Genomic DNA, 25,653 nt, shown 5'->3' on the forward strand with positions numbered 1-25,653 from the left:
ACGTCAGCACTTGGACGCGCCGCGGTCGGCTACCGCTCCCGCCATTGTCGCCTTCCTGGCCGGAACGCGCCACGCCCTGTCCCCCGCGCCCCCGCGCGGCACGGGCGCCCAGCCCTGTCAGCCGAGCCGCACCCGCGGGTCGATGACCGCGTACAGCAGGTCGACGACCAGGTTGAACACCACCACCGAGACCGCGGTGAGCAGCGTGACGCCGAGGACCATCGGCAGGTCGCCGCTCTGGATCGACGTGATCGCCAGCTCGCCCAGGCCGGGGATGCTGAAGGTGTTCTCGGTCAGCACCGCCCCGCCCAGCAGGAGGCCGAGGTCGAGGCCGAACACGGTGACGATCGGCGTCATGCAGGCGCGCAGCGCGTGCTTGACGACGACGGCCGCCTCCGGCAGCCCCTTGACGCGGGCGGTGCGGACGAAGTCCTCGTTCATCGTCTCGAGCATCCCCGCCCTGGTCAGCCGCGCGTACATGGCCGCGTAGAGGAAGGCGAGCGTCACCCACGGGAGCACCAGCGCCCGGAACCACATCCCCGGATCGGTGGTCAGCGGCCGGTAGCTGCCGCCGCCGGGCAGGATCCGCCACGTGTAGGAGAACAGGGCGAGCGAGACCAGGCCGGTGAAGTAGATCGGCAGCGACACCCCGCTCAGCGCGACGATCATGGTCGCGCGGTCCCATAACGACCCCTTGCGCAGCGCCGACACCACCCCGGTGGCGATGCCCCCGGCGAGCCACAGGAGCGCGGCGCCCGACGCCAGCGACGCCGTCGCGGGCGCCCGGTCGAGGAGCGTCCCGAGCACCGGCTGGCTGCTGCGGAACGAGTAGCCCAGGCACGGCGCCGGGCAGTGGTCGGTGACCGGGCCGGCGTCGTAGTCCCGGCCGACCGCGATCGCCTTCAGGTAGTGCCAGTACTGGACGAGGACCGGCTGGTCCAGGCCGAGCCGCTCCTTCGTCGCCTCGATCGCCTCGGGCGTCGACGCCCGCCCGGCGTACGACGCGGCGATCTGGTCGGTCGTCTGCCCGGCGAGCTTCGGCAGCCAGAAGAACGTGCCGAACGTCACGAGCGTGACCAGCAGGAGCATGACGGCGGCGCTCAGGAAGCGCCGGACGATGTATGCGAGCACGGCAGTCCACCCCGTCGGCCCGCCGGACGGGTCCGGCCGTCGCCCGGCCGGCGCGCGTGGTCCGAGGGCCGGTCCCTCGACGGCCCATCACCGGCACACTAACCGGGGGACGCCTCCGGACGCTTGGTCGGAAGTCCCCAACAAACCGCCGCGATCTTGGCCGGAAATGTCGTCGGGCCCGCGTGACGCGAAGGGCCGCCCCCGGCCGCTGCCCGGAGCCGCCCTTCTCGGACAGGAGCGGCCCTCCGCAGCCGGAGCGGCCCTTCGCGGACGGGACCGCCCGTCAGACGTCGGTGATGCGCAGGCCGGCGTGGGCCTTGTAGCGGCGGTTCATCGAGATCAGGTTCGCGGTGAACGCCTCGACCTGCCCGGCGTTGTGCAGCCGGCCGCCGTAGACGCCGCGCATGCCGGGGATGCGTCCCGCGAGCGCCTGCACCAGGTCGGTGGCCTCGCGGTCGTTGCCGAGGACGAGGACGTCCAGCTCCATCTCGTCCACCTCGGGGTCCAGCAGCAGCTTGGCGGACACGTGGTGGAACGCGGCGACGACGCGGCTGTCCGGCAGGACCGACGCGGCCTGCTCGGCGGCGCTGCCCTCCTCGACCGGCAGGGCGAACGCGCCCTTGCCCTTCTCGAAGCCGAGCGGGTTCACGCAGTCCACGACGATCTTGCCGGCGAGCACCTCGCGCAGCGACTCCAGCAGCGCCTTGTGCCCCTCCCACGGCACCGCGACGACCACCACGTCGGCGCCGCCCGCGGCGGCCTCGTTCTCCGCGCCCGACACCGGCAGGTCCGCGCCGAGATCGTCAGCCGCCTGCTGCGCGCGCTCCGCCTTCCGCGACCCGATGACCACGCGGTGCCCGGCCAGCGCGAACCGGCGCGCCAGGCCCTTCCCCTGGTCCCCGGTGCCGCCGAGGATGCCGATGGTGAGGCCGGTGACGTCGGGGAGGTCGTAGGGAGTCCTCTGCTGCTGCTCAGTCATGCCGCCGAGTCTGCCAGGCGGCCCTCCGGCCGCCGCGCGTCGCCCTCCCGGCTCGCGCGAAACCGGCGTGCCGCCCGCGTCCCGTGCGGCACCATGGACCGGTGGACGCCGAGCAGATCGTGATGTTGCGCGAGGTGCTGTCCGCCACCGGCTGGCTGGAGCGCACCCAGGACTTCGGACGCGCGCTGCGGGTCACCTCCCGCACCCCCGGCGGGCTGCTGCTGGTCGGCACGCCCGGCGGCGACCCCTGGCACCTCGCCGCGCACCTGGACGACGAGTCGCGGCTCGGCGACGCCCCGGGCCTCGCGCCCACCCTGGTGCGCTGGTCGCCGCCGCAGGACGCGCCGCCGCACCTCAGCATCGGGCTGTCCCGGCTGGAGGAGGCGCGCCGCGGCGAGACGCTGTTCGTCGTCGCCGAGGACGAGGCGCCCGTCCCGCTGCTGGAACGGGTCGACGACGCGCGCCGCGTCGGCGCCACGATCCTCGCCCTCGACGGCGGCGACCGCGAGCTGGAGGGCCTCGCGCACGAGGCGCTGACCGTCCCGGCGGGCGAGGCGCTGCTGTCGTTCGACGGCGCGCAGCACCTGGTGAGCGCCGCGGCGGGCGAGGAGCCCGCGCGCGGCGCCCGCGGCCTGCGGCACCGCCTCGCCCGGCTGCTCGAGGCGGTCACCGGCCCGACCGTCGACTAGCCCCGGCTAGTCCTCTCCGTTGTCCTTGCGCCAGGCCTCGTTGCGCTCGCGGGCCAGCGCCAGCGCGCCGGCGGCGGCGCTCTCGGTCGGGTACGGGCCCATCCGGTCCTTGTTCGGGCAGCCGGGCCCGTGCTCGACCTTCATGTGCTTCAGGCAGAACCACCAGTCACCGTCGTCACCGGCCATCGGCGCTCCTTCCGATCCAAGGCTCGGCGGGATTCGTTGCCCGGATCCCGCTGACTACACTCCATCACTATGACGACCCAGCTTCTCCGTCCCGGCAACGTCTCGCCCATGCGCAAGGTCCCGGCGCAGATCCCGCGCCCGGAGTACGTGGGGAAGAAGCGGCCGAAGACCGGCGAGCCGGACGTCAAGACCCCTGAGATCATCGAGAAAATGCGGGTCGCCGGCAAGATCGCGGCGCAGGCGCTGGAGGAGGTCGGCAAGCACGTCCGGCCCGGGATCACCACCGACGAGCTGGACCGCATCGGCCACGAGTTCATGCTCGACCACGGCGCCTACCCGTCCACCCTCGGCTACCGGGGCTTCCCGAAGTCGCTGTGCACCTCGATCAACGAGGTGATCTGCCACGGCATCCCCGACGACACCGTGCTGCGCGACGGCGACATCATCAACGTCGACATCACCGCGTTCATCGACGGCGTACACGGCGACACCGACGCGACGTTCCTGTGCGGCGACGTGGACGAGGAGTCGCGGCTGCTGGTGGAGCGGACCCGCGAGGCGACGATGCGGGGCATCAGGGCGGTCAAGCCGGGCCGCGCGCTGAACGTGATCGGGCGGGTCATCGAGTCCTACGCCAAGCGGTTCGGGTACGGGGTCGTCCGCGACTTCACCGGGCACGGCATCGGGACCACGTTCCACTCGGGGCTGGTCGTCCCGCACTACGACGACCCGAACGCCACGACGATCATCGAGCCGGGCATGACGTTCACCGTCGAGCCGATGCTGACCCTCGGCACCTACGACTACGACATCTGGGACGACGGCTGGACCGTCGTCACCAAGGACCGCAAGCGCACCGCGCAGTTCGAGCACACGCTGCTGGTGACCGAGGACGGCCACGAAATCCTCACCCTCCCGTGACCGTTCCGTCGACCTAGCGTCCCGTTCAGTCTGCGACCCGGCCGGGAGAATCCGCCTGATGAACGCTCCAGCGCCGTACGAGCCGAGGGTCCCGTCCGACAGCATGCCTCCCGGGCGGGCCGCGCTGAGCGTGACGTGGGCGGCGCTGCCGTTCCTGACGCTCGGGTACGCGACGCCGTTCACGTTCGCGGCGGCGGCGCTGTGGCGGCGCAGCGCGCACCTGCTGGTGTCGTCGGCGGTCTACATCGGCATCTTCTCGCTGATGCTGTACCTGCTGCCGGACATCGGCAAGCAGGACGGCACGCAGCAGGCCGTGGGGGTGCTGCTGTTCCTCCTCGCGGTGGTCGGTTGCGGACACGCGTTCCTCATCCGGCGCCGCGTGTTCGACCCGCACGGGCTGGCGGGCATCGACAACGAGGCCGTCGTGGAGCGGGTGCGGCGGCAGCGGCTGCTGCGCGAGAAGGCGCGGGAGCTCGCGGCGAGCGACCCGGGCCTCGCCAAGGAGCTCCGGATCGGCCGCCCCGACCTGCCGCGCCAGTACCAGGACGGCGGGCTGATCGACGTCAACCACGCGCCGGCGGAGGCGCTGACGCTGCTGCCCGGCATCACCCCGGAGCTGGCCGGGAAGATCGAGCGGGTGCGATCGGAGACCGGCGGGTTCGTGTCCGCCGAGGAGATGTCGGCGGTGGCGGGCCTGCCGCCGCAGCTGACCGGCGACCTCGCCGACTACGCCGTCTTCATCCGCTAGCTGTACCCGGCCGTGCTCGCCGCCGCCGGGGCCGTCTTCATCCGCTGATCGCGGGTATGTGGCGGGCGTGACGGAGAAGAAGGGCAAGAAGGACGCGCGGAAGGGCGACCGGCTCGCCGAGTACCGCGGCAAGCGCGACCCCCGGAAGACCCCCGAGCCCGTCCCCGAGGAGAAGGCGCTGCCGCACGGCGACGACGACACGTTCGTCGTCCAGGAGCACCACGCCTCCAGCCTGCACTGGGACCTGCGGTTCGAGCGGGACGGCGTGCTCGTCTCGTGGGCCGTGCCGAAGGGCCTGCCGTGGAGCCCGAAGACCAACCACCTGGCCGTCCACACCGAGGACCATCCGCTGGAGTACGCGACGTTCGAGGGCGACATCCCGCAGGACGAGTACGGCGGCGGCACGGTGATGATCTGGGACCGCGGGACGTACGAGACGGAGAAGTGGTCCGAGCGCGAGGTGAAGGTCGTCATCCACGGCTCGCGGGTGTCGGGCCGGTACGTGCTGTTCAGGACGCGCGGCAAGAACTGGATGATCCACCGGATGGACCCGCCGGCGGACCCGGACGCCGAGCCGCTGCCGGAGTCGCTGCGCCCGATGCGGCCGGTGCGGCGGGCCCGGCTGCCGCGCGACCAGGACGCGTGGGGGTTCGAGTTCGCGTGGGGCGGCCGGCGGCTGCTGGCGTACGTGGAGGGCGGCCGGACGCGGTTCACCGACGGCCGGGGCCGCCCGGTGGACGGCCCCGGCGGGCTCGGCTCGCGGCTCGGCGGCCGGCTCGGCGCGCGCCCGGCGGTGCTGGACGGGGAGCTGGCCGTGCTGGACGGCCGCGAGACCTACATGATCTTCGATGTGCCGCATCTGGACGGGCGGCCGCTGCTGGACGTCCCGTACCGGGAGCGCCGCGCCCGGCTGGACGAGCTGGACCTGTCGGGGCCGACGTGGCAGACGGCGCCGTGGTACCCGGGCGACGGCGACGCGGTGCGGGCGACGGCCGCGGAGCAGGGGCTGCCCGGCGTCCTCGCGAAGCGGCTGGACTCTCCGTACGAGCCGGGCGAGGAGTCCGGCGCGTGGCGCCTGATCGGGGCGCCGTCGCGCAAGCACTGACCCCCGGCGGTTCGGTGCGCGGTGCAGCCGGCGGTTCGGTGCGCGGTGCGGCCGGCGGCTCAGTACGCGACGGTGATGCGGCGGCCGATCGCCTCGTTGTTCTCGAGTTCGTCGACGAGCGCGACGGCGTAGTCCTCGGCGCTGATACGGCTGTCGCCGGCGGCGTCGCGGAGCAGCTGGTCGCCGCCGAGGCGGAAGACCCCGGTCCGCTCGCCGGGCTCGATCACCGCCGCGGGCGAGACGTAGGTCCAGTCGAGGTCGCCCGCCTCGGCGCGGATGGCGTCGAGCAGGGCGGCGTGGGCCAGCGCCTCGGGCTTGTAGGCCTCGACGAAGCCGGGCTCGTCCACGTGCCGGACGCCGGGCGCGACCTCCAGGCTGCCCGCGCCGCCGACCACGACCAGCCGCCGGACCCCGGCCCGGCGCACCGCGTCCAGCACGGCGCGGCCCGCCTCCAGCACCGGCCCCTCCGGGTCGGAGCCGTCGCGGGGCGGCGAGATCGCCACCACCACCGCGTCGTGGCCCTCCGCGAGGGCGGCCACGGCGGCGGCGTCGGCCGCGTCGGCCTTCCGCGTCCCCTCGTTGCCGCTGCGGGTCACGCCGGTGACCTCGTGGCCGCGCCCGCGCGCCTCGGCGGCGATCCGCCGCCCGATCATCCCGGTGGCGCCGATCAGCAGAATCTTCATGTCGTCCTCCTGGAACTCCGTGCCGAGTGAAGGTATCCATCGGATACTGGTTACTTCAACGTGACATTGGTACCCTCTGGAAACCATGAGAGGCGACGCGTTCGATCCCGGCTGCCCGACCCGGCTCATCCTCGACCGGATCGGCGACAAGTGGTCGGTGCTGGTCGTGCTGAGCCTCACCGACGGGCCGCGCCGCTTCACCGAGCTCCGCCGCCTGATCGGCGGCGTCACCCCCAAGGTCCTTACCCAGACGCTGCGGGCCATGGAACGCGACGGCCTGCTCACCCGGCACGTCTTCGCCGAGGTGCCGCCGCGCGTCGAGTACGCGCTGACCCCGCTCGGCCTGTCGCTCGGCAAGCCGATCCAGGCGATCACCGACTGGGCCGAGGAGAACGTCGAGGCCGTCGTCGCCGCCCGCGCCCGCCACGACGGGCTCCCCGCCTGAGCGCGGAACCCACGCGCCGCATTCCGCATCAAAGGGACGTGGCATCCGCTTCGGCGCGCCGCCGCTGAAAACGATCAGTAGCGGGCTAGAGTCCCGCCCTGAACCGGGCGGCGGACGGTGTGCGGAAGGCGGGGGAACTGCCCATGATGGGGAAGACGCACGCGCTGAGCGGCGCGCTGGCGTGGCTGGCCGCGGTGCCGGTGCTCGGACAGGAGAAGCTGCTCGGCGACTTCGCGGTGTCGCTGTCGCCCGAGCAGGTCGCGGCGGGCGCGGTGGTCTGCGCGGGCGCGGCGATCCTGCCCGACATCGACCACCACAACGGGCGCATCGCCAACACCTACGGGCCCATCACCCACCACATGTGCAAGTGGATCGGGAAGATCTCGGGCGGGCACCGGCACGCCACCCACTCGATCCTGTTCGCGGTCGGCATCGGCTGGGCGATGGACACCCTCGCCACCCACTACGTGTACGCGTGGTGGGCCTGCCTGTTCATGATCGTCGGGCTGGGGCTGCGCGGCGTCGGCCTCGACTTCGAGGGCCGCGAGCCGCAGTCCGCGCTGGCGGACTGCGCGCTGGCGCTGATCGCCGTCTGGCTGATGCACAACATCGACATGAGCTTCGTCGGGTTCGCGGTCACCCTCGGCTGCCTCGCGCACGTGGCCGGGGACTGCCTCACACCGCGCGGCTGCCCGGTGTTCTGGCCGCTGCCCTGGCGGATCGAGATGCCGGTGGTCCCCCGCACCAACGGCAAGGTCGAGCACTGGGTCGTCGGGCCGGTGCTGATGCTCGGCATCGCGATCCTCGCGATCCGGTCGGTGCTCGGCGACGTCGCGACCCGCTGGCTCACCAAGGGCTGATCAGCGCAGGTCGGCGAAGTCCCCGCAGTCCAGCGGGACGCGGTCGTGCCCGGACGCCTCGTCGGGCGCCTCCAGCAGCACCCCCTTCACCCCGGGGACGGCCTGGGCGGTGCAGGCGACCTGCGCGAGCGCCAGCCGCGGCCAGCGCGACCCGGGCCCCGGCCGCAGCCCCCGCGGACCCGGATCGTCCACCCACACGGTGAGCGTGCCGGGCGGGCCGTCCTGCGTCACGCTGATCTCCTGCGGCCGGACGTCGGTGTACAGCCCGGCGCGGCGCTCCTCGGAGGTGACGGGGACGCCGAGCTGCGCGAGCGCGAGGTACGGATGGCCCGGCAGCCCCGGGCGGACGGCCGGGTACAGGGCGCGGTCCTTCACCAGGTAGACGGTGATGGTGGAGGCCCTCCCGTCGGCGACCGGCATGCTGCCCGCGCTGAGCACGCTCGTCGGACGGACGCCGCAGCCCGCCGCCGCCGCGATCACCGCCGCCGCCGTGGCCGCCATGGCGAGCGCTCGGCCCGCTCGTCCCGATGGCTTCCTCACGCGTCCTCCCCGTCCTCGCTCCCGTCCGCGCCGCCCTTGCCGTCCCCGCCGTCCTCGTCGCCGTCCTCGTCGTCGTGGCGGGCGGGCAGCCACAGCGTGAACACCGCTCCCCCGTCCGGCCCGTTGGCGGCCTCCAGCGTCCCGCCGTGCAGGACGGCGTTCTCCTTCGCGATCGACAGCCCGAGCCCGCTGCCCTCGCTGCGGGATCGGGCCGCCTCCGCCTTCACGAACCGGTCGAAGACCACGCCGAGCAGGTCGTCCGGTATGCCGGGGCCGCGGTCGGCGACGGTGACCACCACGCCCGGCTCGTCCCGCCGCTCCGGGCCGAAGCGCAGCGTGACCGGCGGGCCGCCGTGCTTCAGCGCGTTGCCGACCAGGTTCGCCACGATGACGTCGAGCCGGCGCGGGTCCGCCCGGACGAACAGGTCCGCCGGCCCCTCCACCGCCACCCGGCCCGGCCAGCCGCGCGCCGACAGCGTGCCGGCGACCGCCTCCGCGACGTTCACGTCGTCCAGCACGAGCGCCGCGGCGCCCGCGTCGAACCGGCTGATCTCGATCAGGTGCTCCACCAGCCCGCCGAGCCGGCGGGTCTCCTCCGCCACCAGCCGCGCCGCGCCCCCGTCGTCCCCCGCCTCCTCCGCCAGCACGTCCGTCATCGCGATCATCGAGGTCAGCGGCGTGCGCAGCTCGTGCGAGACGTCCGCGACGAACCGCCGGGACGCCGCCTCCATCGCGCGCAGCTCCGTCACGGTCCGCTCCAGCGCGGCGGCGGCGTGGTTGTAGGTGTGCGCGAGATCGGCGAGCTCGTCGTGGCCCCGCACCCGGACCCGCGTCGACAGCCGCCCGTCGCCCAGCGCGCGGGCGGCCGCGCCGAGCCTGCGCACCGGCCGCAGCACCCCGCGGGTCGCGAGCAGCGCGAGCAGCAGCGCCGCGAGCAGCGCGGCGGCGTCCGCGACGACGAGCGCCCGGGTCAGCGAGCGCAGGTCCGCCGCCTCCCGGGACAGGCTCACCGACACGAACACCATCGGCGGCGTGGTCCGCTGCGGCTCGTCCACCGTCGTGCTGTAACCGGTCGCGCGGGCGCCGACCAGCAGGTACGGATGCCCCTCCAGCCCCGGACGGGACTTGACCACGATCCGCTGGAACACCACGCCGTGCGTCGCCCGGCGCGCGAAGTCCCTGCTCACCGGCACGTCCAGTGAGCCGGGCGGGGGCACCGGGGCGCTCCCGTCGAGCGGCACGGGCACCGCCACCACCGTCCGCCCCGGCGCGGAGAGCACCCGCTGCACCTGGTCGGCGATGAGCAGCTCGGTGTCGGGCGGCATCTGCTCCGGGATCTGCTGCGCGAGGGTGTTGCGGATCTGGGTCAGCACCGCGTCCTGCGTCCGCTGCAGCATCACCCGCCGCAGCAGCACGTACGAGATGCCGGACGCCAGCACCGACGCCAGCAGCGCCACCACCGTGAACGCGGCGACGAGCCGGATCCGCAGCCCGGTGACCCGCCGCAGCAGCCTCACGGCGCCGTGAACCGGTAGCCGAAACCGCGCACGGTCTCGATCAGCCGCGGCTCCGCCGGCTCGTCCTCGATCTTCGCGCGGACCCGCTGCACGCAGGCGTCCACCAGCCGCGAGTCCCCCGGATAGGTGTGCTCCCACACCTCCGCCAGCAGGTGCTGGCGGGTCAGCGCCTGCCCCGGCCGCCGCGACAGCTCCAGCAGCAGCCGCAGCTCCGTCGGGGTGAGCCGGACGTCGGTCCCCGCCTTGGTGACCTTCAGCGACGCGCGGTCGATCACGAGGTCGCCGTACGCGGCGATGTCGGCGCGGGTCTCCGCGCGGCGCAGCACCGCCCGGATCCGCGCGTCCAGCACCCGCGGCTCGACCGGCTTCACCACGTAGTCGTCGGCGCCCGCCTCCAGGCCGAGGACGACGTCCAGGTCGTCGCCGCGCGCGGTGAGCAGGATCACCGGCAGCGGGTCGCCGCGGCGGATCCGCCGGCACACCTCGATCCCGTCGATGCCCGGCAGCATCACGTCCAGGATCGCGATCTCCGGGCGGCGGGCGCGCAGCGCCTCCAGGCCGTCCTCCCCGGTGGCGCGCGAGGTTACGCGGTGCCCCTGGCGGGTCAGCGCCAGCTCCAGCGCGGTCCGCGCCGACGGATCGTCCTCGACAAAGAGAATGCTCGCCACCCCGACATTATTGGGCGGACCGGTCACGTCCTCCCACTCATGTCACAGGATCCGGACATTCCGCCGACACGGCGATGACGTCCCGCCCGGACGGTGGGGCCCATGACCCTCCAGATCGCTCCGGTCCTGCGGCCCGCCCCGGACGCTCCCCCGCGCACCCGGCGCCACCGCGCCCTGCCGTGGCTGCTCGCCGCCGGTTTCGCCGCGCAGGTCTGCGTCCGGCTGTGGTTCGCCCGCGCGCGCACGGGTCCCGTCGCCAACCCCGACGAGACCGGCTACCTGCTCGCCGCGCGCCTCCTGTCCGGCGGGCACGGCGGCGACATGTCCGGAAACACCTTCTACCAGGGCGGATACGCGGCACTACTCGCCCCCGCCTACGGGTTCTCGCACGACCCCGTCACCGTCTACACGATCGCCCTCGCGATCAACGCGGTGATCGGCGCGGCCCTGTTCCCCCTCGGCTACCTCGCCGCCCGCCGGTTCGGCCTCTCCCGCCGCACCGCGCTCCCCCTCGCCTGGGGCGCCGCACTCCTCCCCGCCACCGCCTTCTTCGGCGAGTTCGTCCTCGCCGACGCCGTCCTCCCCACGATCGTCCTCACCTGGGTGTGCCTATTGCATCGCCCTTGGCGTCAGGCCCTGGGGGGCCTTCCTTCGGCGGGCAATGCGCGCGATCGCTGCATCGCTCCGACTCGCCTGGCGGCTCGCTGCGCGATCAAGTTCTCGCAGGCTCGAACTTGGCTTCGCACGCGATCGCGACGGTTCCGGTCGCCGCGTGGCCGGGGTCACTGGCTGGGGCTTGCTGGTCAGGCCGCGTCTGACGGGCCGCTCCGTTTCCGGGGCGCGGCGATGGTTCGGGATGCGGGGGTGGCGAGTTTGGTGGCGGTGTTCGCGGCGGCGGTGCACAGCCGCGGCGAGGTCGTCCTGGCCGTCCATGTCGTGACGCTGGCGGCGCTCACGGTCGTCGGCATCGTGCGGAGGCGCTGGGCCACCATCGCCGCCGGAGGCGCGGGGCTGGCGGTCGCTGCGGGCGGCTACTTGGTCGCGGCGGCCGTCAACGGGCACGTCCGCGCCGAGCTGTACCCGGCGGGGGCGCGCGACCTCGCCGAGAACCTCGGTGCGCGGTTCACCACGGGCGCGGGGCAGGCGTGGGCGCTGTCCGGGGCGGCCGGGCAGATCTGGTACCTGGCCGTCTCCACGTGGGGGCTCGGCGGGGTCGGCCTGGCGGCCGTCGTCGCCGTGCTGGTGCGGCGGCGGGCGGACGCCGCGGACCGGGTCATGGCGGGCGTGCTGCTCACCGTGACGTTCGGGATCGCGTACGCGTCGTCCGCCGCGCTGCCGGACGAGCACCGCGTGGGCAACTACGCGTACGGGCGGTACCTGTCGTGCGTGGCGCTGGTGTACGCGCTGGCGGGTGCGGCGGCGCTGTTGCGGGTGGGCCTGCGCAGGGCGGTGGGGCTGGTCGTGGCCGCGGCCGCCATCGTCGGCGCGGCGGGGCTGTGGGTGCACCTCTACGCGGGCGAACGGCTGCACACCTACAAGTTCATCGGGTTCGACTTCCCGGAGACGTCGTTCCTGACGGGCGACCGCGGCGCGCTGCACCTGACGGCCGCATCGTTCGCCGCGCTCGGGCTGCTGTGCGGGTTCGTCGCGCTGGGCCGCGTCCCGAGGGCGGGGACGGTCGTGGCGGCGTCCGCGCTGGCGGTGACGAACCTGGCCGCGCTCGTCTTCCTGTTCGGCATGCATCCGGACCGGGTGCGGCCCGCGTCGCCGCTGCCCGGCGCGCCGGAGGGCGGCGTCGTCGCGGACGCGTCGGTCGGCTGGGAGGTGCGGACGATGCTCATCCATCCGGTGTGGTGGACGCGCATCGGCCGCATCGACGTCCGCCGCGAGCAGCCCGCGTCCGGTGTCTGCACGGTCCTGGTGCAGACACCGGACGGGACGTCCCCGGACGCGTCGTGGCCCGGCCACCCGGCCGGATGGCAGCCCCACGCGAACACGTCGTGGGCGACGATCCACTGGGTCGCGTGGCACGACCCGTCCTGCGGTCAGTAGCGGGTGACCAGCGCGATGCGGCCGTGGTCGACCAGGAAGCCGTCGGAGACGAACGTCACCTCGCCGCCGTACTCCAGGGCCGTCTCGATGACGTCGTCCACCACGTCGTCGACGACGTCCGCGCCCTTGAGGACGCCCGGCATGCCGTCGACCGGGACGAGCTCGCCGTCGGTGCGCACGGCGGGCGCGTAGTAGCCGCGCTCGACGACCAGGTGCTCGCCGCGGCCCTCCTCGACCAGCCGGGCCACCTCGAGGAGGCCGCCGGCGTAGCGCTGGATGCTGCGCGCCGCCTCCAGCTCGGCGAGCACCCCGACCTCGCGGAGGTCCTCGTAGGCGTGCAGGGCGGGCCGGGCCGCCTCGATGAGGGCGCTCGGCGCGGCGCCCTCGTAGCTGCCGTCGACGCGCCCGGCGACGCTGATGTGGGAGCCGGCGGCCTCGTCGAAGAACGCCTGGTGGCGGGTGACGCCGGCGACGAGGACGGGCCGCCGGTCGCGGGCGAGGACGTGGTCGAGGGCGGCGACGACGTCGCGGGCGGCCCGTCGGTGCGGCTCGTCCTCGCTGTCGCGGGCGCTGCGCCGCGCCATCCGCCCCGCGTCGATCTCGTCGACGGGTTCGGGGACGATGGGGAACCCGTCGCGGGTGTGCTCGGTCAGCTCCTCGCCCTGCCCGCCCCAGAGCCGGGTGCGCTGGTCCGACAGCGACAGCAGCCAGTAGCGCGGGGAGCGGGTGTAGGCGGCGACGAGGTCGCGGGTGGCGAACCCGGTGTCGACGACGACGCGCTCGTCCACCGGCTGGGAGATGGTGAACGCGTGGTGCTCGCCGTCGGGCGCCGCGAACAGGACGAGGCCGTCGGAGGCGTGCCGCAGGTCGATCTCGGCGGCGGCCCGCTCCAGGGCGTGCACCACGTGGTCGGCGGTGCCGCCCGTCACCCGGATGTCGTCGTGCAGCCGGCGGCGGGCCTCGGCGAGCAGGTTGCGGAGCCGGATCGGGTCCTGCCGGTTGCCGGGCGCGGACCGGTGCGTCGGCATCAGCACCGAGACGGCCGGGTAGGGGCGGGGCTTGCGCAGGTCGGACAGGGTCGAAGCGTCCATGATCCCCCGATCGTCACCTTTTGTATCTACTGTCTCTTTTGTAGCTACTCGCAGGTAAACGAGGTGTAAGCGGCGATTGAGGATCCGGCGGGGTCCGCTCAGGGCCGGGCGCGCAGGCCGTCCAGCACCACGCGGGTGACGGGGTCGCCCGCGCGGGCGCCGGGGCGGCAGACGGCCATGCTGATGATCTCGATCACCTCCGCCGGGCGGATGTCGCCGCGGACCGTCCCCTCGTCCTGCGCCGCCGCGGCGAGCTCCGCCAGCCGGGCGTCGACCTCGGCCTGGAGCTCCAGCCGCTCGGGCGGCGCGGGCCCGTCCCCGGCGAGCGACTTGATCAGCGCGAACGGCTCGCCGGCGCAGTGCTCCACGGCCAGCGCCAGCGCCTCCCCTGGCGGGACGGCCCGCAGCTCGGCGATCCGGTCGCGGAACCGCAGCAGCGCGGACACGGCGATCTCCTCGACGAGGGCGCGCCGGTCCGGGAAGTGCCGGTAGAGCGTGCCCACGCCGAGGCCGGCCTCGCGCGCGATGTCGTCCATGCTCACCGCGCATCCGCGCGCGGCGAACAGGTCCAGCGCGGACGCGACGATGCGCTCGCGGTTGCGGCGGGCGTCGGCGCGCACCGTCCCCCTCCTCCGGTCAAGCGGAACCTCAGGTTCAGGTTACCCTGTGCCCGTAAGCAGAAGCGGAACATCAGGTTCATGTTAGGAGCGGTCCATGCGCATCGGAATGTTCGCCATCGCCGCGGGGGCACCGCTGGACGACGTCGTCGCCCAGGCCCGCCTGGCGCGCGACGCGGGGCTCGACAGCGTGTTCTTCGGCCACGTCCCGTCCTGGGACGGCCTCATGGCCGCCGCCCTCGCCGGGCGGGAGACGCCCGGACTGGAGGTCGGCACCGCGGTCGTCCCGACCTGGCCGCGGCACCCCATCGCGCTGGCGAGCCAGGCTCTCACCGCGGCCGCGATGGCCGGCGGGCGCTTCACGCTCGGGATCGGGCCGAGCCATCCACCGGTCATCGAGGGCGGGCACGGCATCCCCTACGAGCGGCCCGCGCGGCACGTCCGCGAGTACCTGTCGGCGCTGCGCCCGCTGCTGCGCGGCGAGGACGTCGAGTACCGCGGCGAGACGCTCACCGCGGTCGGGACGGTGGACGCGCCCGGCGCGACACCGCCGCCGGTGATCGTCTCCGCGCTCGGCCCGGCGATGCTCCGGGTCGCCGGCGAGCTCGCCGACGGGACCGTGACGACCTGGACCGGCGCCGCCGCGATCGCCGACCACATCGTGCCGTCGATCACCCGGGCCGCCGAGGCCGCCGGACGGCCCGCGCCGCGCGTGCTGGCGGGCGTCGTCGTCGCGCTCACCACCGACCCCGACCGCGCCCGCCGGGAGCTGGCCGAGCAGTACGCCGCCGCGTCGGGGTTCCCCGGCTACCGGGCGATCCTCGACCGGCAGGGGCTGTCCGGCGTGCACGAGACGGTCGTCGCGGGCGACGAGGCGGCGGTGGAGCGGGAGCTGCGCCGCTTCGCCGACGCCGGCGCGACCGACCTGCTGATCAGCCCGCGCGGCGACGCGGCGCGGGTGCTGGAGTTCGCCGCGTCGCTGCGCTGAGCGGCCGTCACAGCGACGCGCGGAGCTCCCGCTTCAGGACCTTGCCGGCGGCCGACACGGGGATCTCGTCGACGAAGCGGACCTCGCGCAGCTTCTTGTAGTGCACGACGGCGGCGTTGACGTGCGCGAGCAGCTCGTCCGCGGTCACCTCGCCGGAGCGGACGACGAACGCGGTCGGCAGCTCCCCCGCCTTCGGGTCGGGGCGCCCGACCACGGCCGCGCCCGCGACGGCGGGGTGCGCGAGCAGCTTCTCCTCCAGCTCGCGCGGGTACACGTTGTAGCCGTTGTAGAGGAGCATGTCCTTCTTGCGGTCGACGATGGACAGGTAGCCGTCCTCGTCGAGCACGCCGACGTCGCCCGTGCGCAGCCAGCCGTCCGGGCTCAGCACCGCCGCGGTCTCGTCCGGGCGGTTCAGGTAGCCGGCCATGACCTGCGGGCCGTGCACGCACACCTCGCCCTCCGTGCCGGGCGGCAGCGCGGGGGTCGACTCGTCCACCGCCGGGGCGTCCGCCGCGACGATCTTCACCCGGACGTCCGGGACCGGCACCCCGACCGTGCCGGTCCTGCGCACGCCCGACCGGTGCGTCGGGTTCGCGGTCGCGCCCATCGTCACCTCGCTGAGCCCGTACGCCTCGACGACCACCGCGTCCGGGAACGCGGCGTGCAGCCGGGCGATCATCTCGTGCGACAGCGGCGCGGCGCCCGACCGCACGCCCCGCACGGACGACAGGTCGCGGTCCGCGAACGACGGGTCGGCCAGCAGCGCGGAGAACATCGCGGGCGCGCCGCCGAGCGCGGTGGCGCGGAACCTCTCCATGTCGGCCAGGAACGCCGGGACGTCCAGGCGCGGGTGGCTGACGATCGTCGTCCCCGTCATGAACTGGGAGTTGAGGTAGCCGACCGTGCCCATCGCATGGAACCAGGGCGCGACGCTGACGATGACGCCCTCGCCGAGCGGCGTCGGGTACTCGCCCTCCGGGCCGACCGCGCGGATCGTCAGGCCGCCGTGGCCGTCGAGCTCGGGCACCGACCCGGTCCCGGAGCAGGCGAACTGCAGCGTGTTCACCACCACGTTGCGGTGCGGGAGCATGACGCCCTTCGAGCGGCCCGTCGTCCCGCCCGTGTAGGCGATGTGCGCCAGGTCCCGGCGGACGTCGATCTCGACTTCGGGGAACTCCTCCGGACGGCCCGCGCCGACCTCCTCGAACGCGACGCCGCAGCCCGCGAACGCGCCATCGCACAGCCCCGCCACGTCCGCCGGGGCGCCGGCGCCGCCCGCGCCCGCGACGACGACCGAGCGGACCTTCGTCCGGCCGAGGGCCTCCGCGACCGACCCGGCGAGCAGGTCGAGCGTGACGACCACCGCCGCGCCGCAGTCGGCGAGCTGGAAGGCCAGCTCGCCGGGCGGCAGCAGCGGGTTGCACGGCGAGAACGTCGCGCCCGCCAGCAGCGTCCCGTAGTAGGCGATCGCGAACTGCGGGACGTTCGGCAGGTGCAGCGCGACGACGTCGCCTCGGCCGACGCCCCGCGCGATCAGCCCGTGCGCGAACCGGGCCGACGCGCGCGCCAGGTCGGTGAACGACAGGTCGCGTCCGGCGTGGTGCAGGGCCGTCCGGTCGCCCCAGCGCCGCGCGGCGCCCGCGAGGATCGCGCCGACCGGGACGTCCGGGTAGTCGAGCGAGTGCGGCACACCGGCGAACCAGTGCGGGGTGGTCTCGGAAGACGTCGCGCCCATCGTCGTCCTTTCCAGAGGCTCGTTCTAGAATCTCGTTCGCTCACTCTAGGAGACGGGCCGGACGCCCCGGTGCGGCGGGTCAGCGCAGCCGCTCGACCACCGGGCCGAAATCGTCCATGAACGGCCCGTGCACCGTCACGTACGAGAAGCCGAACCGCTCGCGCCGCTCCCGCACCTGCTCGGCGATCTGCTCGTGCGTGCCGATGAACGCGAACGGCGTGTCCAGCACCTCCTCGACGGTCATGTGCGGCGCGCGCGCCGCCTGGAGCCGCTCGGCCGCGGCCCGCCGGTCCGGGGTGACCTCGACGAGCTGGACGAGCACGTTCCACTCGATCGCGTCCGCCCGGTCCCCGGCGTGTGCGCGCGCGAACGCCACCCGCTCGGCCGCCTGCTCGGCCGTCCCCAGCCGGAACGTCCCCGGCGGCTCCCCCTTGATCTGGTACAGCCCGGCGATGCCGACGATGTCGGCGTGCTCGGCGGCGGCCCGCAGCACCGTGTCGCCGGTGCCGCCCACCAGCAGCGGCGGGCCGGACCCGCCGAACCCCGACCGCTGCACCGGCGCGAGGTCGGCGAGCCCGTAGTGCTCGGCGACCGGCCGGCGCTCGGCGTAGTCCGGGCCGCCGAACAGCCGCCCGAGCTCCCCGATCAGCGCCGTCATCCGCTCGACGCGGGCGGCGAACGGCTCCCAGCCGATCCCCGCCGCGTCGAACTCCCACTTCATGTGCCCCGCGCCGAGGCCGACCTCGACCCGGCCGCCGGTGAGCCGGTCGGCGGTCGCGATCTCGCGGGCCAGCAGGTGCGCGTTCCAGAACGCGGCGTTCAGCACCAGCGTGCCCACCCGCAGCCGCTCCGTCGCGTCCGCCGCCGCGACCATCGTCGGGAACGGCGCGGGCGACCCGAGGTGGTCGGGGACCTGCGCCACGTCGTAGCCGTACCGCTCGCCCCGCCGGCACCGCTCGACGAAGTCCCCCGGGGAGGCGATGTCGAAGAAGTTGAACCCGAACCGGAAGTCCCTCATGCCGACGATCATGCCCGCCCGGCGCGCGCCCGCGAACCCCCTCACGCCACGGGCGAACGGCCGGTCAGCCGGGGACGATGAAGCCCGTCTCGTAGGCGAGGATGACCGCCTGCGTCCGGTCCCGCGCCTGCAGCTTGGCGAGGATGTTCCCGACGTGCGTCTTCACCGTCTGCGGGCTCACGAACAGCTCCCCCGCGATCTCGGCGTTGGAACGCCCCTTCGCCACCAGGCGCAGCACGTCCGCCTCCCGCTCGGTCAGGTCGCCGTGCCAGCGCGCCGCGCGCCCCCCGGCCGACGACGGCCCGTGCGCGGCGGCCAGCTCCCGGATCGCCGCCGGGAACAGCAGGGTGTCGCCGTGCGCGACCATCCGGACCGCCTGCAGGATCTCCTCCGGCCGCGTCCGCTTCAGCAGGAACCCGTTCGCGCCCGCCTTCAGCGCGTCGTAGACGTACTCGTCGTTCTCGAACGTCGTCACCACGATGATCTTCGGGGGCTCGCGGACGGTGTCCAGGATGTGGCGGGTCGCCTGGATCCCGTCCAGCCGCGGCATCCGCACGTCCATCAGGATCACGTCCGGGCGCAGGCGCGCCACCGCGTCCGGCACCTCCGCGCCGTCGGACGCCTCGCCGACCACGGCCAGGTCGTCCTCGGCGTTGATGATCGCCGCCAGCCCCGCCCGGATCAGCCGCTCGTCGTCGACCAGCAGCACCTTGATCGTCATGTCCCGGACCCTCTCACGAAGCACCCGCCCTCTCACGAAGCACCGCCCTCTCATGAAGCACCGCCCTCTCATCGGTTCGCGCGCACCGGCGAACCCGCGCTCTCCGGACGGGCCGCCCGGTCAGGAGACGCGGCCGAGCGGCAGCGACACCCGCACGCGCCAGCGGTCGCCGTCCGGCCCCGCGCTCATCTCGCCGCGCAGCACGGTGACGCGCTCGCGGATGCCGCCGAGCCCGCGTCCGCCGCCGTGGCCCGACCCCACGCCGCGCGCCCCCAGCGGGTTGCTCATCTCCATCTCCAGCCGCTCCCCGGCGACGCCGAGGCGCAGCCGCACCGGCACCTTGCCCGCGTGCCGCAGCGCGTTCGTCAGCCCCTCCTGGACGATCCGGTACGCCTCCCGGGAGACCGCCGCGGGCACGTGCTCGACCTGCGGGTCCACCTCCGCGTCGAGCCGCACCCCGGCGAGCCTCGTCTGCTCCAGCACGCGGCCGAGGTCCTTCAGCGTGGGCTGCGGCGCGGGCCGGGACCGGTCCTCGCGCAGCAGCCCGAGCACGTGGTCCAGGTCCTCCAGCGCGGCGCGCGCCGACTCCTCGATCGCGCCGAGCGCCTCCCGCGCGAACTCCGGGTCGGTGTCGAGGACGCGCCCGGCCGCGCCCGCCTGCAACGTCACGACGCTGAGCGCGTGCCCCACCGAGTCGTGCAGCTCGCGCGCCAGCCGGTTGCGCTCGGCGAGCCGGACGGCCCGCGCCTCCAGGTCCGCGAGCCGCTCCGCGGCGGTCGGCCCGAGGAAGCGCGGCGCCAGCCGCGCCAGCAGGGCGCCGCCCCCGACGATGAGGACGAGCAGCACCGCGACCCCGGCGATCCCGGCGGGCGGCGCCGCCCACTCCACCCACCCTCCGGGCCGGCCCAGCCTGCCGATGAGCCGCTCGTCCCAGGTCACCAGCGGCGCCATGACCAGCACGAACGCGAATGGCGGCACGGCCAGGCTGAGCCCGCTGACGACCACGCCGGCGAACAGGTGCAGGGTGAACCACGCGCCGGACCGCGTCCGGCTCTCCCAGGTGCCCGCCGGGCCCGGCGCCAGCGCCGCCGCGGGCCCCCGCAGCAGCTCCTTGGCCAGCGAGCTCTCCAGCAGCCGCACCGACGGGACGAGCCCGGTGACGAACGCGGCGGCCGCCGGGAACACCAGCAGCGCGAGCACTCCGGCGGCGGGCCCGTTGAACGGCAGCAGCGCGGCGAGGGTCATGCCGAGGAACCAGTACGGCATGAGCAGCGCGCCGCCCACCACCAGATGGGCCCAGCGCCGCCAGGTCGTCCGCTCGATCAGCGGGTGCAGAACACCGGACACATCCCGATCCTGGCAGAACGGCGGCGCCGTCCCCTCCCCCGCGCGGCCCGATCCGGCTCCCCCGCGCGGGGGAGCCGGGCCGGCGTACGGGGTCAGGACTCGGGCTGGCGGGCGGCCTTGCGGCCCTGCTCGCCCGCGAGCCGGTCGCGCTCGGCGAGCTTGGCCAGGCGCGCGTTGTAGGCGGCGAGCTCGTCCTCCCCGTCGCCCGCCTCGCCGCGCGCGGTGCGCTCGGCGGCGCGGTCGGCCTTGCGGTCCATCCGGCGGGCCTGCCGCTGGTCGTCGGCGTACCACTGGAACGCCATCACCAGCAGGACGACGAACGTCGGCACCTCGCCGAACGCCCACGCGATCGACCCGGCGGTGTGCTGGTCGTGCAGGATCGTGGTGCCCCACGGCGGGTTGACGGCGTTGTACCAGCCGGTCGCGAGCGCCTGGTTCAGGCTCATCAGCGCGATGCCGAAGAACGCGTGGAACGGCATCGTGACGAACAGCAGCAGCAGCCGCATCGGGTGCGGCAGCCGGCGCGGCGCCGGGTCGATGCCGAGCAGCACCCAGAAGAACAGGCAGCCGGACGCCAGGAAGTGCACCATCATCGCGATGTGCCCGAGGTGGTCCCGCATGAGGTCCTCGAACAGCGGCGTGAAGTACAGCGCGAACGTGCTGCCCATGAACAGGATCGTGGCGAACGCCGGATGGGCGACGAACCGGACGAACCGGCTGTGCAGCATCGCGGTGAGCCACTCGCGCGGGCCGCGGTCGCCGCGGACCCGGGCGGGCTTGAGCGCGCGCAGCGCCAGCGTCGTCGGCGCGCCGACGACCAGGAAGATCGGCGTCAGCATGTTCAGCACCATGTGCTGGGCCATGTGCACGCTGAACAGGATCGGCGCGTACCGGGCGACGCCGGTCTGGGTGACGATGACGATCGTCAGCAGCCCGAAGAACCAGGAGACGGTGCGTCCGACGGGCCAGGAGTCGCCGCGCCGCCGCAGCCGCAGCACCCCGGCCAGGTAGAGCCCGCCGAGCACGACGACCAGGACGCCGAAGAACAGGTCGAAGTGCCACAGCGTCGCGAGCCGCTCGAGGTTGATGTGCGGCGGCATGTCGAAGCCGAGCTGCGTCTTGATCGCCGACTCGGTGCCGGTCTCCGGCGGCGGCGCGGTGCGGGCGAGCGCGACGGCGAGGCCCATGGTGGCGGCCATGACGGCGGCCTCGACGGCGGCGAGCCGGGCGAACGCGCGGGGCTTGCGGTCGTGCAGCGCCGGGATCGTCCGCTCGCGGTGCCACCAGCCGAACCAGCCGAGCACCGCGAACGCGATGATCTTGCCGAGGGCGAGCCGCCCGTAGTCCGTGGTGAACAGCTCCGACGGGCTCGGCAGCCGGGAGATCACGTTGACCATGCCGCTGGCGCCGACGGTGACGTAGCACCACAGCGCCATCCGGCTGAACCGCTCGGCCATGATCGGCAGCTTGTCGCGGCCGAGCAGCGCGTGCGCGCCGACGACCGCGAGGCCGCCGACCCACGGCGCGATCGCGGCGACGTGCAGCGCCACGCCGGTCACGGCGACCTCGTGGTTGGCGGCCGACGCGGAGTGCCCGGTGAGCGGCGGCGGCAGCAGCGCGATCCCGGCCATCGCCAGCAGCCCGAACGCGGCGGCGGGGGTGGTCGTGGTGCGCGCGAGCAGCGCCACCACCACGGCCAGCAGCACCACGATCATCAGCGCGGTGCCCTGCTCCAGCGAGCCGACGTAGCTGCTCAGCTCGTTGCCGCCGATGACCTCGGTGACCGGCTGGCCGAGCACGTCGGCGACGGTGAACACCAGCGTGGCCGCCGCGGCGGCGGCCCATCCGGCCGCCAGCCACGACGCCGCGCGCAGGTAGCCGACCGAGTCCCGGGACAGCTTCGGGGTCTCGCGCGCGCCCTCGACGGGCAGCAGCGCGGCGCCCGCGAGGAGCGCGCCGACGGTCAGCGCGGACAGCAGGTCCATCGCCGTCCGCGACACCGGCAGCCCCCACCGGGTGGCGGCGCCGGCGTCCCCGATGCCGGGGATGACCTGCTCGGTCACCGCCCCGCCGAGGACGAGGGCCGCCACCAGGACGGCGGCCGCCGCGACGACCGCCAGGACGGCGGCGCGCAGGACCCGCAGGGCACCCTCATTCACCGCCGGCCCCGTTCACCGGCGACCCCGATCACTGGCGACCCCGTTCACTGCCGACCCCGATCACTGGCGTTCCTCACTCACTCGCGGCGGGCGCCGCCCCGTGCTTGCGCTTGGCCCGGTAGACGATGGCCACGCCGATGCCGATGCCGACCAGCACGCCGACGCCGACCAGGCCCCACGTCACCATCCCCGACCCGGAGTCGGAGTCGGACTCGGCGGCCTGCTGCTGGTCGATCTTCAGGGGCTGCTCGTTGCTGGTCGCGGCGGCGCCGGTCTGGTCGACCGCGCCCACGCCGCCCTTGGTCGGCGCGGCCTGCGGCTGCTCGCCGGTGCTCCCGTCCCCGCCCGCGGCGGTCGCGGTGAACGTGAGGCCGTCGGCCTGGACGGGGTGCCCGTCCGCGCCGACCACCCGGTAGGCGACGGTGTACGACCCGGCGGGCAGCGCGCCGGTCAGCTTCTGCGTGACCGTGGTGCCCGCGTGCTCGGCGGCGCCGGACTGGAAGGCCTTGCCGTGCGCGTCCTTGACGACGACCTTCGCGGTGCTGATCTTGTCGCTGAAGACCAGCTTCACCTCGGTGACCCCGGCGGCGGACTCCCCCTTGCCGGGCGTGCTGCTCACCAGCTGCGTGTGGGCGAGCGCTGGGGTGGCCGTCACCGCGCCGAGCGCGGCGGCGAGGACGGCGACGAGACCGAGGCGGCGCAGGGGCCCGCGGGTCGTGAGGGTTCTCATGGGGTGGCCGGGTTCTCTATGTGGGAATGAGGGCCCTTCTAGCGTACTGACGCGGCGCCGATGGCACGTCCGGGGTCGGAGAAGGCCCTCAGAGCGTGCCCAAAGCGTGATCGCGGCCGTGCTCGGCGAACTCGGCGCGCAGCTTCGCGGCGCGCTCGGCGGTCAGCGGCTCGTAGGCCAGGGCGCGGCCGGGACGCACCCACACGTCCTGCCCGTCCACCGGTTCCCACAGGAGGCGGCGCAGCGGCCGCTTGTGCACCTTCCCCGTCGCGGTCAGCGGCATCGGCCGGACGATCCGGACGAACCGCGGCGCCCACTTCGTCCCGAGGTCGGGCTGGGCGGCCAGGAAGTCGGCGAACCCGTCGGGGTCGAACGCGGCGCCGTCGTGCAGTTCGAGCGCCGCCATCACCTGGTCGCCGGTGCGCGGGTCCGGGACGGGGTAGACGGCGCACATCACCACGGCGGGCCAGCGCGCCAGGATCCGCTCGACCGGCGCGGCGGCGAAGTTCTCGCTGTCGACGCGGAGCCGGTCGGCGCCGCGTCCGGCGAAGTAGATGTAGCCGGCCTCGTCGCGGTAGCCGAGGTCGCCGCTCCAGTAGACGCCGCCGCGGACGCGTTCGGCGTCGGCCTCCGGGTCCTTGTAGTAGCCCTCGAAGGCGCCGGCGGCGTTGAGGCCGGCGAGCTCGCCGATGGCCTCGCCGGGGTTGAGCAGGGCGCCGGCGGCGTCGAAGCGGGCGCGGGGGCACTCGGCGCCGGTGGCGGGGTCGAGGACGGCGACCTCCAGGTCGGGGGGCGCGACGCCGAGCGCGTCGGGCGGCGAGTCCGGGGTCTTGCGCAGCGAGATCGCGCCCTCGCTGGAGCCGTAGCCCTCGATGATGCGGCACCCGAACCGGCGCGCGAACCCGGCCATGTCCTGCGCGGACGCCTCGGTCCCGAACGCGCACTGCAGCGTGTTGTCGTGGTCGTCGGGTGCTTCGGGGGTGGCGAGGACGTAGGCGAGGGCGCGTCCGACGTAGTTGAAGTAGGTCACGCCGAACCGGCGCACGTCGGGCAGGAAGCCGGACGCGGAGAAGCGGCGGCGCAGCGCGACGGTGGCGCCCGCGTGCACGGCCATCGCGAGGTTCGCCATGACGGCGTTGCCGTGGAACAGCGGCATCGCGACGTAGGTGACGGAGTCGCGCTCGATGCCCATCATCGCGGACCGTTCCGCGATCGCGGCGAGCCGTCCCTGCCCGCAGGCGACCGCCTTCGGCGCGCCGGTCGACCCGGAGGTGAACAGGAGCAGCAGCCGGTCCTCGGGCCGGGCGCCCGGGTCGCCGTGCTCCGCGCGGGCCTCCGCCTCGCGGAGCGACGCCGCGTACGGGTCGGAGTCGACGACGAGGACCCGGTCCGGCGGGACCGCGCCGCCGAGCGCGTCCAGCAGCGGGAGGTGCGCGGTGTCGGTGACGATCAGGTCGCAGTCGGTGTGCCGGACGTCGGCGGCCAGCTCGGCGCCGCGCCGGGTCGGGTTGATGCCGACCACGGTGGCGCGGCCGAGCGCCGCGGCGAAGATCCAGAAGACGTACTCGGGGACGTTCTCCAGCAGCACCCCGACGTGCCGTGGGCGGCCGGGCGGCTCGGGGCAGGCGTCCGGCAGCAGCGCGGCGCGCGTGCGGGCGGCCGCCACGGCCCGCGCCCAGCTGTAGGTCTCGTCCTCGAACCGGAGCCCGGGGTGCCCGTCACCGGCCCGTTCCAGCAGAAGGTCCGCGAAGGTCGGGCTCGCCACGTCCGCGACCTTGCCACCCAAGCTTTTGCTTGGTCAAGGGGGGACGATCAATTGCACCCGCAGTCGCAGTCGCAGCAGTCGCACCCGTCGCAGCAGTCGCAGTCGCATCCGCTGCAGCCGCTGCAGCAGTCGCAGCCGTCGCAGCAGTCGTCGCAGTGCCGGGTGCACCAGCAGCGGTCCCCGCAGGCCTTGCCGTGGTGCTCGCTCCAGTCGGGCTGGAACACCCCGCAGGTCAGGCACACCGCCGTCCCGGTGAAGCACGGGATCGGCCATCCCGGCCGGCGGCCCCGCGGGCGGTGCCCGAAGTTCGCGCCGCCGCCTCCCCCGCCACCGTGCGGCGGGATCCAGCCGCCCCCATCGCCGTACCCGCCGCCCTGCGCCGGCGGGTACCCCTGGTGCGGCGGGTGGCCCTGCGGCGGGTACGGAGCGTTCCCGTAGGGCGGCTGCGGCCCGGGCCCTTCCGGCGGGTAGGGCCCCGGCCCCTGCGGCGGGTAGGCGGCGAAGACCCGGTCGACGGAGCGGCGGACCTCCCGGTCCAGCAGCGCCCGGACGAGCCGCGGCTTCTCCATCTCCAGGTCGGCCAGCGCGAGCCGCAGCCCGTGCAGCGCGTCGTCGGCGTACCGGCGGGCCTCGGCGGGCGTGGTGCCGGTGGCCAGGAGCGGGTTGAACGCGCCGGCGGCGTGGTCGTCCGCCACGTCCTCGACGGCGTCGATCAGGTGCGCGAGACGGCCGAAGTAGCGGCCCGCTTCAGCGAGCGGCTCGGCGTTGTGCTCCTTGCCCGCGAGGACGGCGGTGTGCGCGAACACGGCCGCGACGGCGGTCTCGGTGGGCTCGGTGAGGTCGAGCAGCCGCGGTCCCGGCTCGGCCTCCAGGACGGCCTGCCGCGCGACGGCCTCGCGCAGCACCGACGGGTCGAACCCGACGGCGGCGCCCGTCCGCGCGCCCGCCGCGTCCCAGC

The 25,653-nt window shown here is 74.5% G+C and carries 25 protein-coding genes; 8 read left to right on the forward strand and 17 right to left on the reverse strand.

All coding sequences use genetic code 11. The features are described 5' to 3' along the window. Positions 1–117: 117 nt before the first annotated feature. Positions 118–1,131: an ABC transporter permease gene (locus F9B16_RS14405; RefSeq protein ID WP_151540553.1), complete on the reverse strand. Its 1,014-nt coding sequence runs from the start codon at positions 1,129–1,131 to the stop codon at positions 118–120. Between the two features lie 283 nt (positions 1,132–1,414). Continuing rightward, positions 1,415–2,110 (reverse strand): NADPH-dependent F420 reductase, encoded by a 696-nt coding sequence (gene npdG, locus F9B16_RS14410; protein ID WP_151540554.1) that lies wholly within the window; start codon positions 2,108–2,110, stop codon positions 1,415–1,417. 122 nt (positions 2,111–2,232) lie between these two features. Between npdG and F9B16_RS14415 the strand changes: the two genes are divergently transcribed. Next, the gene (locus F9B16_RS14415; RefSeq protein WP_151540580.1) at positions 2,233–2,799 is read left to right on the forward strand and encodes a hypothetical protein; all 567 of its coding nucleotides are present in this window, start codon (positions 2,233–2,235) and stop codon (positions 2,797–2,799) included. 6 nt (positions 2,800–2,805) lie between these two features. Here F9B16_RS14415 and F9B16_RS14420 read toward each other — a convergent pair whose 3' ends face one another. Then, positions 2,806–2,985, reverse strand: coding sequence for a hypothetical protein (locus F9B16_RS14420; RefSeq protein ID WP_151540555.1), 180 nt, complete (start codon positions 2,983–2,985; stop codon positions 2,806–2,808). Between the two features lie 69 nt (positions 2,986–3,054). Here F9B16_RS14420 and map point away from each other — a divergent pair, with 69 nt between their 5' ends. From map to F9B16_RS14435, 3 genes are all read left to right on the forward strand, one after another. Next, complete coding sequence (map, locus tag F9B16_RS14425; protein WP_151540556.1) at positions 3,055–3,906, forward strand: type I methionyl aminopeptidase; 852 nt, start codon at positions 3,055–3,057, stop codon at positions 3,904–3,906. A 58-nt stretch (positions 3,907–3,964) separates the two neighbouring features. Continuing rightward, positions 3,965–4,654 (forward strand): ComEA family DNA-binding protein, encoded by a 690-nt coding sequence (locus F9B16_RS14430; protein WP_151540557.1) that lies wholly within the window; start codon positions 3,965–3,967, stop codon positions 4,652–4,654. A 67-nt stretch (positions 4,655–4,721) separates the two neighbouring features. Further along, the gene (locus F9B16_RS14435) at positions 4,722–5,759 is read left to right on the forward strand and encodes a DNA polymerase ligase N-terminal domain-containing protein (protein ID WP_151540558.1); all 1,038 of its coding nucleotides are present in this window, start codon (positions 4,722–4,724) and stop codon (positions 5,757–5,759) included. Positions 5,760–5,818: 59 nt separating this feature from the next. On the opposite strand, the gene F9B16_RS14440 is transcribed toward F9B16_RS14435, so the two are convergent. Further along, positions 5,819–6,442, reverse strand: coding sequence for an NAD(P)-dependent oxidoreductase (locus F9B16_RS14440; RefSeq protein WP_151540559.1), 624 nt, complete (start codon positions 6,440–6,442; stop codon positions 5,819–5,821). 85 nt (positions 6,443–6,527) lie between these two features. Between F9B16_RS14440 and F9B16_RS14445 the strand changes: the two genes are divergently transcribed. Both F9B16_RS14445 and F9B16_RS14450 read left to right on the forward strand, forming a co-directional pair. Next, positions 6,528–6,887 (forward strand): winged helix-turn-helix transcriptional regulator, encoded by a 360-nt coding sequence (locus F9B16_RS14445; RefSeq protein ID WP_151540560.1) that lies wholly within the window; start codon positions 6,528–6,530, stop codon positions 6,885–6,887. Between the two features lie 143 nt (positions 6,888–7,030). After that, positions 7,031–7,747 carry a metal-dependent hydrolase gene (locus F9B16_RS14450; protein ID WP_192808787.1) on the forward strand — a complete coding sequence of 239 codons (717 nt, stop codon included), beginning with the start codon at positions 7,031–7,033 and terminating at the stop codon, positions 7,745–7,747. On the opposite strand, the gene F9B16_RS14455 is transcribed toward F9B16_RS14450, so the two are convergent. The 3 genes from F9B16_RS14455 to F9B16_RS14465 are packed head-to-tail and all read right to left on the reverse strand — an operon-like array spanning position 7,748 to position 10,472. Continuing rightward, positions 7,748–8,287 carry a hypothetical protein gene (locus F9B16_RS14455; protein ID WP_151540561.1) on the reverse strand — a complete coding sequence of 180 codons (540 nt, stop codon included), beginning with the start codon at positions 8,285–8,287 and terminating at the stop codon, positions 7,748–7,750. After that, entirely contained in the window at positions 8,284–9,804 is a 1,521-nt protein-coding gene (locus F9B16_RS14460; RefSeq protein ID WP_151540562.1) for a sensor histidine kinase, read from the reverse strand. Before F9B16_RS14460 ends, F9B16_RS14455 begins: the two co-directional genes overlap by 4 nt. Beyond that, on the reverse strand, positions 9,801–10,472 hold the full coding sequence (locus F9B16_RS14465) for a response regulator transcription factor (protein ID WP_151540563.1): 672 nt from the start codon (positions 10,470–10,472) through the stop codon (positions 9,801–9,803). Before F9B16_RS14465 ends, F9B16_RS14460 begins: the two co-directional genes overlap by 4 nt. A gap of 102 nt (positions 10,473–10,574) precedes the next feature. On the opposite strand from F9B16_RS14465, the gene F9B16_RS14470 reads away from it, so the two are divergent. Further along, positions 10,575–12,524 (forward strand): hypothetical protein, encoded by a 1,950-nt coding sequence (locus F9B16_RS14470; protein ID WP_151540564.1) that lies wholly within the window; start codon positions 10,575–10,577, stop codon positions 12,522–12,524. On the opposite strand, the gene F9B16_RS14475 is transcribed toward F9B16_RS14470, so the two are convergent. After that, positions 12,518–13,615, reverse strand: a complete 1,098-nt coding sequence (locus F9B16_RS14475; protein WP_151540565.1) for a baeRF3 domain-containing protein — start codon at positions 13,613–13,615, stop codon at positions 12,518–12,520. The genes F9B16_RS14470 and F9B16_RS14475 overlap by 7 nt on opposite strands. Before the next feature lie 98 nt (positions 13,616–13,713). Next, positions 13,714–14,235, reverse strand: a complete 522-nt coding sequence (locus F9B16_RS14480) for a TetR/AcrR family transcriptional regulator (RefSeq protein ID WP_151540566.1) — start codon at positions 14,233–14,235, stop codon at positions 13,714–13,716. Between the two features lie 94 nt (positions 14,236–14,329). Between F9B16_RS14480 and F9B16_RS14485 the strand changes: the two genes are divergently transcribed. Beyond that, positions 14,330–15,220, forward strand: coding sequence for an LLM class F420-dependent oxidoreductase (locus F9B16_RS14485; protein WP_151540567.1), 891 nt, complete (start codon positions 14,330–14,332; stop codon positions 15,218–15,220). Between the two features lie 7 nt (positions 15,221–15,227). On the opposite strand, the gene F9B16_RS14490 is transcribed toward F9B16_RS14485, so the two are convergent. The 8 genes from F9B16_RS14490 to F9B16_RS50865 form a co-directional block, all read right to left on the reverse strand. Next, the gene (locus F9B16_RS14490) at positions 15,228–16,955 is read right to left on the reverse strand and encodes a class I adenylate-forming enzyme family protein (protein ID WP_151540568.1); all 1,728 of its coding nucleotides are present in this window, start codon (positions 16,953–16,955) and stop codon (positions 15,228–15,230) included. Positions 16,956–17,034: 79 nt separating this feature from the next. Further along, positions 17,035–17,973 (reverse strand): TIGR03621 family F420-dependent LLM class oxidoreductase, encoded by a 939-nt coding sequence (locus tag F9B16_RS14495; protein WP_151540569.1) that lies wholly within the window; start codon positions 17,971–17,973, stop codon positions 17,035–17,037. Between the two features lie 64 nt (positions 17,974–18,037). Beyond that, positions 18,038–18,694 carry a response regulator gene (locus tag F9B16_RS14500; protein WP_151540570.1) on the reverse strand — a complete coding sequence of 219 codons (657 nt, stop codon included), beginning with the start codon at positions 18,692–18,694 and terminating at the stop codon, positions 18,038–18,040. A 120-nt stretch (positions 18,695–18,814) separates the two neighbouring features. Continuing rightward, entirely contained in the window at positions 18,815–20,041 is a 1,227-nt protein-coding gene (locus tag F9B16_RS14505) for a sensor histidine kinase (protein ID WP_225991623.1), read from the reverse strand. Between the two features lie 92 nt (positions 20,042–20,133). Next, positions 20,134–22,200, reverse strand: a complete 2,067-nt coding sequence (locus F9B16_RS14510) for a cytochrome c oxidase assembly protein (protein WP_151540571.1) — start codon at positions 22,198–22,200, stop codon at positions 20,134–20,136. A 73-nt stretch (positions 22,201–22,273) separates the two neighbouring features. Then, complete coding sequence (locus F9B16_RS14515; RefSeq protein ID WP_151540572.1) at positions 22,274–22,930, reverse strand: copper resistance CopC family protein; 657 nt, start codon at positions 22,928–22,930, stop codon at positions 22,274–22,276. A gap of 88 nt (positions 22,931–23,018) precedes the next feature. Further along, a complete protein-coding gene (locus tag F9B16_RS14520; RefSeq protein ID WP_151540573.1) occupies positions 23,019–24,695 on the reverse strand; it encodes an AMP-binding protein in 1,677 nt (558 codons plus the stop codon). Between the two features lie 47 nt (positions 24,696–24,742). Continuing rightward, positions 24,743–25,653, reverse strand: a 911-nt coding sequence (locus F9B16_RS50865) for a DUF5685 family protein (RefSeq protein ID WP_192808788.1), incomplete at its 5' end; no start/stop codon positions are given.

The sequence above is a fragment of the Actinomadura montaniterrae genome (assembly GCF_008923365.1).
Classification (GTDB): Bacteria; Actinomycetota; Actinomycetes; order Streptosporangiales; family Streptosporangiaceae; genus Spirillospora; species Spirillospora montaniterrae.